Genomic DNA, 12,001 nt, shown 5'->3' with positions numbered 1-12,001 from the left:
GAGCACCACTTAGTAACGTCACCGCGCAGCGGAGTCGGTCTCTTGTCGTCCGCGAATCTCTCTGCGTAACGCGATGATCTGCTTTTCCAGTTCGAAAATCGCGGTGCTGGTGTGCCGGATCGCGACCAACATGACGACGAGTAGCTTGAGCGGGTTGCGTCCTGCTTTCACGCCCAGGTTGGCCAGCGCGTCGCGGAGCCCGCGGCTGGTCACTGCCTCTGGGTCGAGTTCATAGTTACGAATCTGGCTGAAACTTTGGTGTTCTTCCTCATCCAGCTGTTCATCTTTTTTCATAAGTCCCGACCGTAGAGCAGGACACGACAAGCGCACCGCGGTTTGGCCCAACACCTCAGCGCGTCGGTGACGTGATGTCGACGTGGACGCTGGGCCAGGAATTGTTGGCGTAACCCTTCGGGTTCCAGAGCGATGCAGCGGATTCGGGGTGAGTGGCACCCGTCGCGTCCCATGCGCGGGCCATCACCGTCAACGGTCCCGGCCGAGTCGTCACGGTCAGCGACCAGTGCTGCCACGCCCATCGGCTCGCCGGCGGATTGAGTTCAGCTTGGCGCCAGCTGCGGCCTTCATCCAGCGACACGTCAACCCGGGCGATGCCGTGATTGCCGTCGGCGAAGGCATACCCGTGAATGGTCAGCGATCCACTGGGAACTCGGCCACCGTCGGTGGGAGCAAGAATGTCGCAATTCAGCGGCACCGACGACAACGAGATGCCTTCACCCGGAGCGACGGTGTCGGGATCGCGGTCCGCGGGCAGCAGCCGGTAGGCGACTGCTTGAAAATAGTTCTGCGACGGCGACTCTTGCACCGTGACGGTGTCGATCCATTTGACGCTGCGGGCGCCGATGTATCCAGGCACGACCGCCCGCACCGGGCCGCCGTGGATCCGTGGCAGCGGCTGATGATTCATCTCCCAGGCCAGCAGGACTTCGTCCGACATGGCCTTTTCCAACGGAATCGAACCACCGAAAACCTGAGCCGGCGAGGCTATCGGAGACCTGTCGGGAGCCGCGAACGCGACGTGCAAGCCGTGGTCACGACGGGTATCGGCGGCGTCGAGCACGTCTGCCAGTGCGACGCCGCGCCATACCGCCGTCGAGGTCGCTCCCGAGCCCCACGGATCCTCACCGACAATGTGGCGAATCTCGTTGAACTCGTCGCGCCGGTTGCCCGCGCACTGCAAAGTGGCGATAACAGTGTGGACCTTGAACGCGCTGGTCAGCTCCTCGAAGCTCAAACTCAGCGGCTTGGCGACGAGTCCATCGACACGCAGGCGCCAACTGTGGACCGGGATGTCGGGAATCGGACCGTGATTGCGGCAATAGAACGTATTCAGCGGGGTGATTTCGCTTCTGGCCAGCTCCGCGGCCCCAGCTTCAGCATTGAACGGGCAGCGCTCGTGCACGATGGTGGCCGCGCTCTTACCCCACATCCGTCCAGCTTGCCGCAACCTCGCGGTTTGCTGCGCAGTCTTGACGGGAAGTCGGGAATCTCGCCTAAAGCGCAGCTGCCACGTCTGCGGCGCGCCGAAGTTGGTCGAGGTCGGAACTGGTTGGGATGAGTTGGATTTCGTCGGTGCCGATGGCCTCGAAGCTTCGCAGCACCGCGAGCAGTTCTTCCTCGCTACCGGCAAATCCCGTCGCGGGGGCCATCGCATCGACGTATTCCGCCGGTATCCAGTTCATGTAGCGGCGCAGGTGCCGGTGCACTTGTTCACGCGCATCCCGGCCGGGCCCGAGCGCGAACCAGAACGACGTCGTCAAGTGCGGTTCGGGTTTGCCGGCTTCGGCCCAGGCGGCCCGTGCGACGTCGAACAGCTCGTTCTGCTTTGTGACGTCGAGGTCCAACGTGGTGCCGGCCAGCCCGTCGGCCCAGGCGGAAGCGCTGCGGATGGTCTTGGGCCCGATGCTGCCGACCAGCAGCGGCGGCCCACCTGGCTGAACCGGTGACGGCCCCACCGGCAGCACCGACTCGGTGATCTTCTCGCCCGCCCACACGCGCTTCATGATCGCTACCGGCTCAGCCATGCCGCGCATCGTTTGCGTCGCCAGGTCTGCGCCCACCGCCTGGTAGTCCTCGTTGCGCCCGCCTATCCCGATACCGACGACCAGACGGCCGCCGCACAGCATGTCCCCGGTCGCCAGCGCCTTGGCCAGCATCACCGGGTCATGCAGTTGGGGCACGATGACCGTCGTCACCAAGCGGGCTCGATCGGTCCATGCGGCCAGCGCCCCCAGCAGGGTCAAGGTTTCGGGATTTTCGAACGCGATCCGCTCGCCCCAGCACAGCGACGAGAACGGCCCCTCGTCGATCGCACGCGCCCAGGCCGCGAGCACACCCGCATCCAAATCCGGCTCCATTACCGGCATCGTCATTGCTATCTGCACGACGGTGATTCTGGCAGCATGTCTCAAGTGGGCATCACCACCACCTCCATTGCGCACCTTCGGCTCACCGTGACCGATATCGAGCGATCCCGCCAGTTCTACGAGAGTGTGTTCGGCTGGCCGGTTTTGCTTGAGGTGCCCGACAACGCCGGGGCCGCGACCCGCAACCAACTCGGGTTCCTATTCGGTGGTGTCATCTACGACCTGGGTGGCGCGCTGATCGGTTTACGCCCGGTTGCGAACGACCGCTTTGACGAGGACCGCGTCGGCTTGGACCATCTCGCCTTCCGGGCCGCCAGTAAGGACGAATTAGACGCTGCGGCCGAGCATCTCGACGATTTGGGTATCGACCACGGGCCGGTCAAGGACATCGGACCGTCCTACATCCTGGAGTTCCGCGACCCGGACAACATCGCCTTGGAGTTGACCGCCCCGAAGTAGTCGACACCCCCCGCGAGTGTGCGCAGAATGACATCAGTTGCGGCGTGTCGACGTACAAACACGCACTCTCGCCGGAGATCTGGAGATATGGAGCAGCACAATGCCGATTGCTTTCAACCACACCATCGTCGCGGCTCGCGACAAGCGGGAGTCTGCGACGTTTCTCACCGAATTGTTCGGGCTGCCCGATCCGGTACCGTTCGGGCACTTTTTGAGCGTCCGACTCGAGCACGGCGCCGACCTCGACTACTCCGAGGTGCCCGACGACGCGGAGATCCATCCACAGCACTACGCGTTCTTGGTTTCCGAAGAGGACTTCGACGCGATCTACGGCAAGATCCGGTCGCGCGGGCTGCAGCACTGGGCGGATCCGCGAGGTCAGCGCCCCGGCGAGATCAACCACAACGACGGCGGTCGCGGCGTGTACTTCCAAGACCCCAGCGGCCATTTTCTGGAGATCATCACCCGGCCATACGGTTCGGGCTAAAACTAATCGCCAGGTGCGCGAGCGAGGCGAGCGTGCGCAAAACCGGGAATTATGTCGGCGTGTCGGCCGGGGACACGCACGCTCGCGCGGTTAGCCGGTAGAGCGGGGGCCGTGGCGCTGGCTTTCCTGGTCCCGATAGTCATCGGCAAGCTGGGCGACGTGTTTGGGCAGGTTGCTCGACGCCACGTCGGCCACCGTCGTTTCCTCCAGCACCGAGCGCATGCTGGCCCGCAGCGCCCGCCACACGTCGGTGAGCGCGGCGGTCGGCCCCGAATACGGCAGATCGCCGAGCCCGATGTCGCGGACACTGGCCAGCGGCCCGTCAATGCAGCGCAACACGTCGCCGATGCTGATTTCGGTGCCGGGACGCGCCAGTTCATAGCCGCCGTCGCGGCCGCGGTGGCTGCGGACCAGACGATCAGTGCGCAGGTCAGACAGAATGTCGACGAGAAACTGCGAGGGTATGCCCTGCGCTTGGGCCAGCTCGTCGGTTTTGACCAGTGCGCCGTCGTCGACCGTTGCTAGTTGCACCATCGCGCGCACCGCGTATTCCGCCTTGGCCGACATCCGCATGCTGTGGATTCTGCCACTGCTCTGCGGTTAGCCGGTTGCAGCCAACACGGCCTTGGCGTATTCGGGCCGGCACACCACCAGGTCGGGCAGCAGCGGATCAGCACGGTTGTACTCCAGTGGTGTCCCGTCGATCCGCGAGGTGTGCAGTCCGGCCGCCCGGGCCACTGCGACAGGTGCTGCGGAATCCCATTCGTATTGCCCGCCGGCGTGGACGTAGACATCGGCCAAACCCTGCACGACGGCGGCGACCTTGGCTCCGGCCGATCCCATCGCCACCAGGGTGCCGTCGAGGTGGTCACGGACCTGCAGGGCAATGGCCGGCGGCCGGGTGCGGGATACCACGATCCGCGGCGGACCGGAATATGCCGGTGGGAACGCGACGTCGGGTGTGGCCAGCGTGACCCCTTGCGCGGGCAGCGCGACCGCCCCGGCAACGAGTTCCCCGGATTCCCACAGTGCGACATGAACTGCCCAGTCATCGCGGCCGAGCTCAGAAAACTCCCGAGTGCCATCCAACGGGTCGACGATCCACACCCGGCGGGCTTGCAAGCGCACCGGATTGTCGGCGCCTTCTTCGGAAAGCACCGCATCCTCGGGCCGCTCACGCGCCAGGGCATCCATCAAGAAATCGTGGGAGCGCTTGTCCCCCGCCGCTTTTCGCTCGCTCTCCGTCGCTTGGGACAGCTCGTCTCGCACGGCAAGCAGCAGCTCACCGGCTTGGCCGGCTAGCTGCGCGGCCAGCTCGTGATCGTTCACGCGCCGGGCTCGAGCAGGTCGAGGACTTGCTGCGCCAACTCCTCGAGGCTGCGGTCCGACGCGAGCCGCAGATCTGGGTTCTTCGGCCGCTGATACGGACTGTCGATACCGGTGAAATGCGTGATCAATCCGGCGCGCGCCTTGGCATAAAGCCCCTTGGGGTCCCGTTTTTCGCAGTCCTCCAGCGGCGTGTCACAGAACACCTCGAGGAATTCGAGGCCGGCCTCGACGTGGACCTGCCGGGCCAGTTCGCGGTGCTCGACAAGTGGGCTGATCGCCGGTACCAGCACGGTGTGGCCCGAATCGGCGAGCAAGGCCGCCACGTGCGCCAGCCGACGCAGATTCTCGGCCCGGTCGGCCATGGAAAATCCCAGATCGGCGTTCAGGCCGTGCCGCAGGTTGTCACCGTCGAGAACATAAGCGGGCACGTCTTGTTCGAGTAGTTTGCGCTCGACCAGCATGGCCACTGAGGACTTGCCCGACCCCGACAGACCGGTGAACCACACGGTGCGACCCCGCGCCATCCGGTCCTCGGCGGTCACCAGCGACTTGTGCTGCACCGTGTTCGGGCTCGAGGTGCGGGCCGAGACGTCGCGCAGCACCATGCCCGCCGCCACGGTGCCATTGGTGGCCGGATCGATGAGGATGAACGATCCGGTGCTGGCGTTACGGCTGTATTCGTCGAGCAGCAGCGGCACCTGGGTGCGCAGTGAGATGCGGCCAAGCTCGTTGAGCTGCAACGCTGTTGCGGACTTGTCGCGGTGCAGAGTGTTGACATCGAGCCGGTAGTCCAGCTCGGTGACCCGCACCCGAGTGGTGCGGGTCGTGTGTTTGATGATGTAGTCGCGGCCGGGCTCCAGGGCCGCGGAATCGGCCATCCAGCACACCGTCGCGTCGAACTCCTGGGCCACCCTGGGCTGATTGGTGGGCCGGGCGATCATGTCGCCGCGGGAGATGTCGAGGTCGTCGGCGAGGCTCACCGAAACCGCCATCGGCGGAAACGCTTCCTCCACCGGTCCGGTCGCCCCTTCGATCGCCGTGATGCGACTGGTTTTGCCGGTCGGCAGCACCGTTACGTCGTCGCCGGGACGCATGACCCCACTGGCCACGGTGCCGGCGTAGCTGCGGTGGTCTTGATGCTCGCGGGTCTGGGGCCGGATGACGTACTGAACGGGGAACCGCACGTCGACCATGTTGCGGTCGCCGGCGATATAAACCTCCTCGAGATGCGACAGCAGCGCCGGCCCGTCGTACCAGGGTGTCTGGTCGGACTTGGTCACCACGTTGTCGCCGTGCAGCGCCGACATCGGGATGGTGGCCACGTCATGCACGTCCAGACGCGTGGTGAAGGCATGGAACTCGTCGCGAATCGCCTCGAAAACTTTAGGATCCCAGCCGATCAAGTCCATCTTGTTGACCGCGAGCACAATGTGCTGGATGCCCAACAGCGACGCCAGGAAGGTGTGCCGACGGGATTGCTCCAGCAGGCCGTGGCGAGCATCGACCAGCACAATCGCCAACTGGGCCGTGGACGCCCCGGTCACCATGTTGCGGGTGTACTGGATGTGGCCTGGCGTGTCCGCGATGATGAATTTCCGCTTGGGCGTGGCGAAGTAGCGGTAGGCCACGTCGATCGTGATGCCCTGCTCACGCTCGGCGCGCAGACCGTCGGTGACCAACGCCAGGTCGGTGTAGTCGTGGCCGCGCTCTTTGGAAGTGCGCTCCACCGATGCCCACTGGTCTTCCATGACGGCCTTGGAGTCATACAGCAGCCGCCCGATCAGCGTGGACTTGCCGTCATCGACAGAGCCCGCCGTCGCGATGCGAAGCAGTGTCGCCATCAGAAGTACCCCTGCCGTTTGCGGTCTTCCATGCCCGACTCGGAGATGCGGTCGTCGGCCCGGGTCGCGCCGCGCTCAGTCAGGCGTGACACTGCAGTCTCGGCGATGACCTCGGCCACGGTGGTCGCAGTCGATTCCACGCAGCCGGTACAGGTGACGTCGCCAACGGTGCGGAATCGCACCGTCGTCTCGAACACCTCTTCCTCGGCGCGGGGTTGCATGTGCCGGTGGACGGCCAGCAGCATCCCGTCGCGCTCGAAGACCTTCCGTCGGTGGGCGAAGTAAATCGACGGCAACATCACCTTCTCGGCGCCGATGTAGGACCAGATGTCGAACTCGGTCCAGTTCGACAGCGGGAACACCCGAATGTGCTCACCCTTGTGATGGCGCCCGTTGTAGAGGTTCCACAGCTCCGGGCGCTGGGCCTTGGGGTCCCACTGGCCGAACTCGTCACGGAAACTGAACACCCGCTCTTTGGCGCGGGCCTTCTCCTCGTCGCGCCGCGCGCCGCCGAACGCCGCGTCGAAGCGGTTCTCCCGGATCGCACGCAGCAGCGTCACCGTCTGAATGGGGTTGCGCGACGGGATGGTCTCGACGACCCGCCCCGCATCGATGTCGTCTTGCACCGACGCCACCACCAGTCGCACGCCTGTCTGCGCGACCAGCTCGTCGCGGGTGGCGATGACCTCGTCGAAGTTGTGCCCGGTGTCCACGTGCATCACTGGGAACGGCAGCCGGCCCGGGCGGAACGCCTTGAGCGCCAGATGCAGCATGACAATGGAGTCTTTGCCGCCGGAAAACAACAGCACCGGACGCTCGAACTCGGCGGCCACCTCGCGAATGATGTGGATGGCCTCGGCCTCCAGCAAACGCAGATGGCTGAGCTCGTATTGCCCGGGAACCGGGCGGCGATCATCGTGTCCGGCCGCTGGGCCGGCGGTCACATGGCTGGTCATGGGCCCCCGCAGGATTCTGGGTAAAGTAGGCTGGATTGGCCATCTTTCTGAGCTTTACCACGTATGAAACCAGCGGTGACCGCGGCTTGTCAATCAACTGGCGCGCGGGACAGGAAGCGCAGGCCGGCGCGCTCGTCCGCGCGCCTAGACGGTGACCTCGTTCAGCTTGCCGGTGGCGACGTCGAAGACGAAGCCGCGCAGCGACTCGTGCTTGGTGACGAACGGGCTGGACTCGATGCGACGTAATGACTGCCGGACATCTTCGGCCGAGTCGGGAAAGGATTCGGCGGCCCAGGACGGTCTGATACCGGTCTCGTCGGCAATGCTGCGCTTGAAGTCGTCGTCGGTGAAGGTGAGCATTCCGCAGTCGGTGTGGTGGATCAGGATGATCTCCCGGGTGCCCAGCAACCGCTGGCTGATCGCCAGCGACCGGATCGCATCGTCGGTAACCACGCCGCCGGCATTGCGAATGACGTGCGCCTCGCCCTCCTCGATCCCGAGCATGCGATAGACGTCCAGTCGTGCGTCCATACACGCGACGATTGCCACGTGTTTGCTTGGCGGCATCGGCAGCGGCCCGTTGAAGGAATTTGCGTATTCGGCGTTGTGAGCCAGGTAGTCATCGGTAACCGTCACGCCAATCTCCTTGATTTGTTTGCTGGATCAAGCACTCGGGTGGCTGATTTTAACAATCGGCAACTCCGGTTTCACCGGTCCGAATCAACCGGATCGGATCTGTTCGCGTGAATCGTTGAGTGCATCTCATACCCTGTGCCCATGCGACACGGGCGGGGCCGGCGGGCATGATCGGCTTCCTGGTGCGCCGGCTACTGAACTACATCGTGCTGTTGGCGTTGGCGTCGTTTTTGGCGTTCTGCCTGACCTCGCTGACCTTTCATCCGCTGGACAGTCTCATCCAGCGCCACCCAGCGCCGCCGCCGGAGGCCATCCACGCCAAAGCCGCTCAGCTTGGCTTGGACAAGCCCATACCCGTCCGGTACGCACACTGGATATCCGGCGCGGTCCGAGGTGACTTCGGCGCCACGGTGGACGGTCACCCCGTCTCCGAACAACTGTGGCGCCGGATCGGGGTCAGTCTGCGGCTGGTCGTGATCGGTTCGGTGCTGGGCACGGTGATCGGCGTCGTCGCGGGGGCCTGGGGAGCGATTCGGCAGTACCGCTTGAGCGACCGCGTGGTCACGGTGTTGTCGCTGATCACCCTGAGCATCCCCACCTTCGTGATGGCGGGTCTGCTCATCCTGGCCGGGTTGCGGGTGAACATGCTGACCGGGGTGCGCATCTTTCTGTACACCGGTGAGACGTCGCCGATTCCGCTCGCTGGATTTTGGGACCAGTTCGTCGACCGCGCGCAGCACATCGTGCTGCCGACGCTCACACTGGCACTTGGCGCGATCGCAAGTTTCAGCCGCTACCAGCGCAACGCGATGCTCGACGTGCTGGGCGAGGACTTCATTCGGACCGCTCGCGCCAAAGGCCTGAGCCGTCGGCGCGCCCTGTTCAAACACGGCCTGCGCACCGCGCTGATCCCGATGGCCACGCTGTTCGCCTACGGAGTCGCCGGGCTGGTCGTTGGCGCGATTTTCGTCGAGAAGATCTTCGGCTGGCATGGCATGGGCGAATGGGCGGTGCAGGGCATCTCGGCTCAAGACACCAACGTTGTCGTGGCGATCACGGTGTTCTCGGGCGCGGCGATTCTGTTTGCCGGACTCTTATCCGACGTCATCTACGCGGCACTGGATCCGAGGATTCGGGTGTCATGACGCAGGAAGCTGCCACACCGGTGCGATCGACCACACACCCGGCCGTCTTCATCTCGCGACGAAACCTCGTGGTACGTCGGTTCCTCCGCAACAGGCCCGCGGCGGTGGCACTGGCTCTATTGGTGTTGCTGTTCGTCAGTTGTTACGCGCTGCCACTGCTCCTTCCCTACGGCTACACCGCTCTCGACTACGACGCGCTGCTGCAGCCGCCGTCATTGCAGCACTGGTTCGGCACCAACGCGCTTGGCCAGGATCTGCTGGCGCGGACCCTGCGCGGCATGCAGAAGTCGATGCTGATCGGTTTCTGCGTGGCAGTGATCTCGACCAGTATCGCCGCCACCGTGGGGTCGGTGGCGGGTTACTTCGGCGGCTGGCGCGACCGGACGCTGATGTGGCTGGTGGACCTGCTGCTGGTGGTGCCGAGTTTCCTCCTGATCGCGATCATCACCCCCCGCATCAAGGGGTCAAGCAGCATTCTGTGGCTCGTCGTGTTGCTCGCGCTGTTCGGCTGGATGGTCAGCTCGCGGATGGTGCGCGGTTTGACGATGAGCTTGCGTGAACGCGAATTCGTCCGGGCGGCACGGTATATGGGAGTGCCAAGCCGCCGCATCATCATTCGTCACATCGTGCCGAACGTCGCTTCGATCCTCATCATCGATGCGACGCTCAACGTCGGATTCGCGATCTTGGCCGAAACGGGCTTGAGCTTCCTGGGGTTCGGTGTTCAACCACCCGACGTGTCGCTGGGCACGCTGATCGCGGACGGCACCCCTTCGGCCACCACGTTCCCGTGGGTCTTCCTGGTTCCGGCGGGGGCGTTGGTGCTGATCGTCTTATGTGCCAACCTCGCCGGAGACGGTCTACGGGACGCACTGGATCCCGGCAGCCGATCACCAGGCCGCAAGAAGCGACACCCACGGTGAGCGCGCTGCTGGAGGTGACGGATCTGAACGTCAGCTTCGAAACCGACGACGCGCGCGTGCCCGCGGTACGCGACATGAGTTATCACATCGATCCAGGTGAAGTCGTCGCTATCGTCGGCGAATCCGGCTCGGGCAAAACCACTGCCGCGATGGCCGTCGTCGGATTGCTACCCGAATACGTTGACGTATCGGGATCAGTACGGTTGCACGGCGAGGAGCTGCTCGGGCGGTCCGACCAAGCGATGTCACGTATTCGCGGTAAGGCGGTCGGCACCGTGTTTCAAGACCCGATGTCGGCGCTGACGCCCGTCTACACCGTCGGCGACCAGATAGCCGAGGCCATCGAGATCCACAACCGCGAGATCAGCCGAGCCGGTGCCCGCAAGCGCGCCGTGGAACTGCTCGAACTGGTCGGCATCGCGCAGCCAGGGCGCCGGGCGCGAGCCTTCCCGCACGAGTTGTCCGGCGGCGAGCGGCAGCGGGTGGTGATCGCGATCGCGATCGCCAACGATCCGGACCTGCTGATTTGCGACGAACCGACCACCGCACTGGACGTCACCGTGCAGGCGCAGATCCTGGACGTCCTGCGAACCGCGCGCGACGCCACCGGCGCCGGCGTGCTGATCATCACCCACGACCTGGGTGTGGTGTCGGCGTTCGCCGATCGCGCACTGGTCATGTACGCCGGACGTCCAGTCGAAATCGCTGCCGTCGACGAGCTTTACCGTGACCGTCGGATGCCGTACACGGTCGGGTTGCTGGGTTCGGTGCCGCGACTTGACGCCCCGCAGGGCACCCGGCTGATTCCGATCCCGGGCGCGCCGCCGGTGATGACGGCGCTGCCGCCTGGGGCCTGCCCGTTCGTTCCCCGCTGTCCGCTGGCGATCGACGAATGCCGTTCGGCCGAGCCCGATCTCGTCACTGTCCGGGATGGCCACTGGGCAGCCTGCATCCGCACCGACGACGTCGCGGGACGCAGTGCGGCCGAAGTCTTCGGCGTGTCAACGGAACCGGTGACCGGCGATAACACGGACGGCGAACCACCGGTGGTGCTGCACGTCACCGACCTTACCAAGACCTACCGACTCACCAAGGGTGTGGTTTTGCGCAGACAGGTAGGTGAGGTACGCGCGGTCTCTCGCGTCAGCTTCACTGTGGAGCAGGGCCGCACCCTGGGCATTGTCGGTGAATCCGGTTCGGGCAAGTCGACGACGCTGTCCCAGATTCTCGAACTCGCCAAGCCCCAGGCGGGTTCCATCGAGATTCTCGGCGCCGACGTTGCGACCCTGAACTCAGCTGCCCGTCGCAAGCTGCGAACCGAGTTGCAGGTCGTGTTCCAGGATCCGGTCGCGTCGCTGGACCCCCGGCTGCCGGTGTACGATGTCGTCGCGGAACCGTTGGTCGCCAATGGGTTTGACAGAAGTCAGCGCGAGGAACGGGTCGCCGAGCTGCTGGCGATTGTTGGGCTGAACCACGCCGACGCCAGCCGCTATCCCGCCGAGTTCTCCGGCGGGCAGAAACAGCGGATAGGTATCGCGCGGGCACTGGCACTGCGGCCGAAGATTCTGGCGCTCGACGAGCCGGTGTCGGCGCTTGACGTGTCGATCCAGGCGGGCATCATCAACCTGCTGCTGGACTTGCAGCAGCAATTCGAATTGTCGTATCTGTTTGTATCGCATGACCTTTCGGTGGTCAAACACCTGGCACACCGGGTGGCGGTGATGTACCGGGGAACGATCGTGGAACAGGGTGACGGCGAGCAGGTGTTCACCAACCCGCAGCACGAATACACTCGTCGACTACTGGCCGCGGTCCCGCAGGCGCACGCAGATGTTCGTTAG

General features: G+C 64.7%; 13 protein-coding genes. 5 read left to right on the top strand and 8 right to left on the bottom strand.

The window, feature by feature from the left end:
- Window positions 1–18: 18 nt before the first annotated feature.
- The 3 genes from AC5Y49_RS22610 to AC5Y49_RS22600 form a co-directional block, all read right to left on the bottom strand.
- On the bottom strand, window positions 19–294 hold the full coding sequence (locus tag AC5Y49_RS22610; RefSeq protein ID WP_499891447.1) for a hypothetical protein: 276 nt from the start codon (window positions 292–294) through the stop codon (window positions 19–21).
- A 55-nt stretch (window positions 295–349) separates the two neighbouring features.
- Window positions 350–1,447 (bottom strand): sulfite oxidase, encoded by a 1,098-nt coding sequence (locus AC5Y49_RS22605; protein WP_499891446.1) that lies wholly within the window; start codon window positions 1,445–1,447, stop codon window positions 350–352.
- Window positions 1,448–1,511: 64 nt separating this feature from the next.
- Window positions 1,512–2,390, bottom strand: a complete 879-nt coding sequence (locus AC5Y49_RS22600; protein WP_499891502.1) for an LLM class flavin-dependent oxidoreductase — start codon at window positions 2,388–2,390, stop codon at window positions 1,512–1,514.
- A 39-nt stretch (window positions 2,391–2,429) separates the two neighbouring features.
- On the opposite strand from AC5Y49_RS22600, the gene AC5Y49_RS22595 reads away from it, so the two are divergent.
- Together AC5Y49_RS22595 and AC5Y49_RS22590 are read left to right on the top strand one after the other, a co-directional pair.
- Window positions 2,430–2,843 carry a VOC family protein gene (locus AC5Y49_RS22595; RefSeq protein ID WP_499891500.1) on the top strand — a complete coding sequence of 138 codons (414 nt, stop codon included), beginning with the start codon at window positions 2,430–2,432 and terminating at the stop codon, window positions 2,841–2,843.
- Between the two features lie 100 nt (window positions 2,844–2,943).
- Entirely contained in the window at window positions 2,944–3,330 is a 387-nt protein-coding gene (locus AC5Y49_RS22590) for a VOC family protein (protein ID WP_499891444.1), read from the top strand.
- Between the two features lie 90 nt (window positions 3,331–3,420).
- On the opposite strand, the gene AC5Y49_RS22585 is transcribed toward AC5Y49_RS22590, so the two are convergent.
- From AC5Y49_RS22585 to AC5Y49_RS22565, 5 genes are all read right to left on the bottom strand, one after another.
- Complete coding sequence (locus AC5Y49_RS22585) at window positions 3,421–3,903, bottom strand: Rrf2 family transcriptional regulator (RefSeq protein ID WP_499891443.1); 483 nt, start codon at window positions 3,901–3,903, stop codon at window positions 3,421–3,423.
- Window positions 3,904–3,930: 27 nt separating this feature from the next.
- A complete protein-coding gene (locus AC5Y49_RS22580; RefSeq protein ID WP_499891441.1) occupies window positions 3,931–4,659 on the bottom strand; it encodes a 3'(2'),5'-bisphosphate nucleotidase CysQ in 729 nt (242 codons plus the stop codon).
- Window positions 4,656–6,500 (bottom strand): adenylyl-sulfate kinase, encoded by a 1,845-nt coding sequence (cysC, locus tag AC5Y49_RS22575; RefSeq protein WP_499891440.1) that lies wholly within the window; start codon window positions 6,498–6,500, stop codon window positions 4,656–4,658. The genes AC5Y49_RS22580 and cysC overlap by 4 nt, the downstream gene beginning before the upstream one ends.
- Complete coding sequence (cysD, locus tag AC5Y49_RS22570; protein ID WP_499891438.1) at window positions 6,500–7,456, bottom strand: sulfate adenylyltransferase subunit CysD; 957 nt, start codon at window positions 7,454–7,456, stop codon at window positions 6,500–6,502. The genes cysC and cysD overlap by 1 nt, the downstream gene beginning before the upstream one ends.
- A gap of 144 nt (window positions 7,457–7,600) precedes the next feature.
- Window positions 7,601–8,092, bottom strand: a complete 492-nt coding sequence (locus AC5Y49_RS22565; RefSeq protein ID WP_499891435.1) for a beta-class carbonic anhydrase — start codon at window positions 8,090–8,092, stop codon at window positions 7,601–7,603.
- Between the two features lie 167 nt (window positions 8,093–8,259).
- On the opposite strand from AC5Y49_RS22565, the gene AC5Y49_RS22560 reads away from it, so the two are divergent.
- Genes AC5Y49_RS22560 through AC5Y49_RS22550 form a run of 3 tightly spaced genes read left to right on the top strand, consistent with a single transcriptional unit; the run spans window position 8,260 to window position 12,001 of the window.
- A complete protein-coding gene (locus tag AC5Y49_RS22560) occupies window positions 8,260–9,237 on the top strand; it encodes an ABC transporter permease (protein WP_499891433.1) in 978 nt (325 codons plus the stop codon).
- On the top strand, window positions 9,234–10,160 hold the full coding sequence (locus AC5Y49_RS22555) for an ABC transporter permease (RefSeq protein ID WP_499891430.1): 927 nt from the start codon (window positions 9,234–9,236) through the stop codon (window positions 10,158–10,160). Before AC5Y49_RS22560 ends, AC5Y49_RS22555 begins: the two co-directional genes overlap by 4 nt.
- Entirely contained in the window at window positions 10,157–12,001 is a 1,845-nt protein-coding gene (locus AC5Y49_RS22550) for a dipeptide ABC transporter ATP-binding protein (RefSeq protein ID WP_499891427.1), read from the top strand. The genes AC5Y49_RS22555 and AC5Y49_RS22550 overlap by 4 nt, the downstream gene beginning before the upstream one ends.

Source organism: Mycobacterium sp. NGS62 (genome assembly GCF_059812285.1).
Note: the sequence above shows the minus strand (reverse complement) of the source record. Positions and strands in the feature narration are given on the sequence as shown.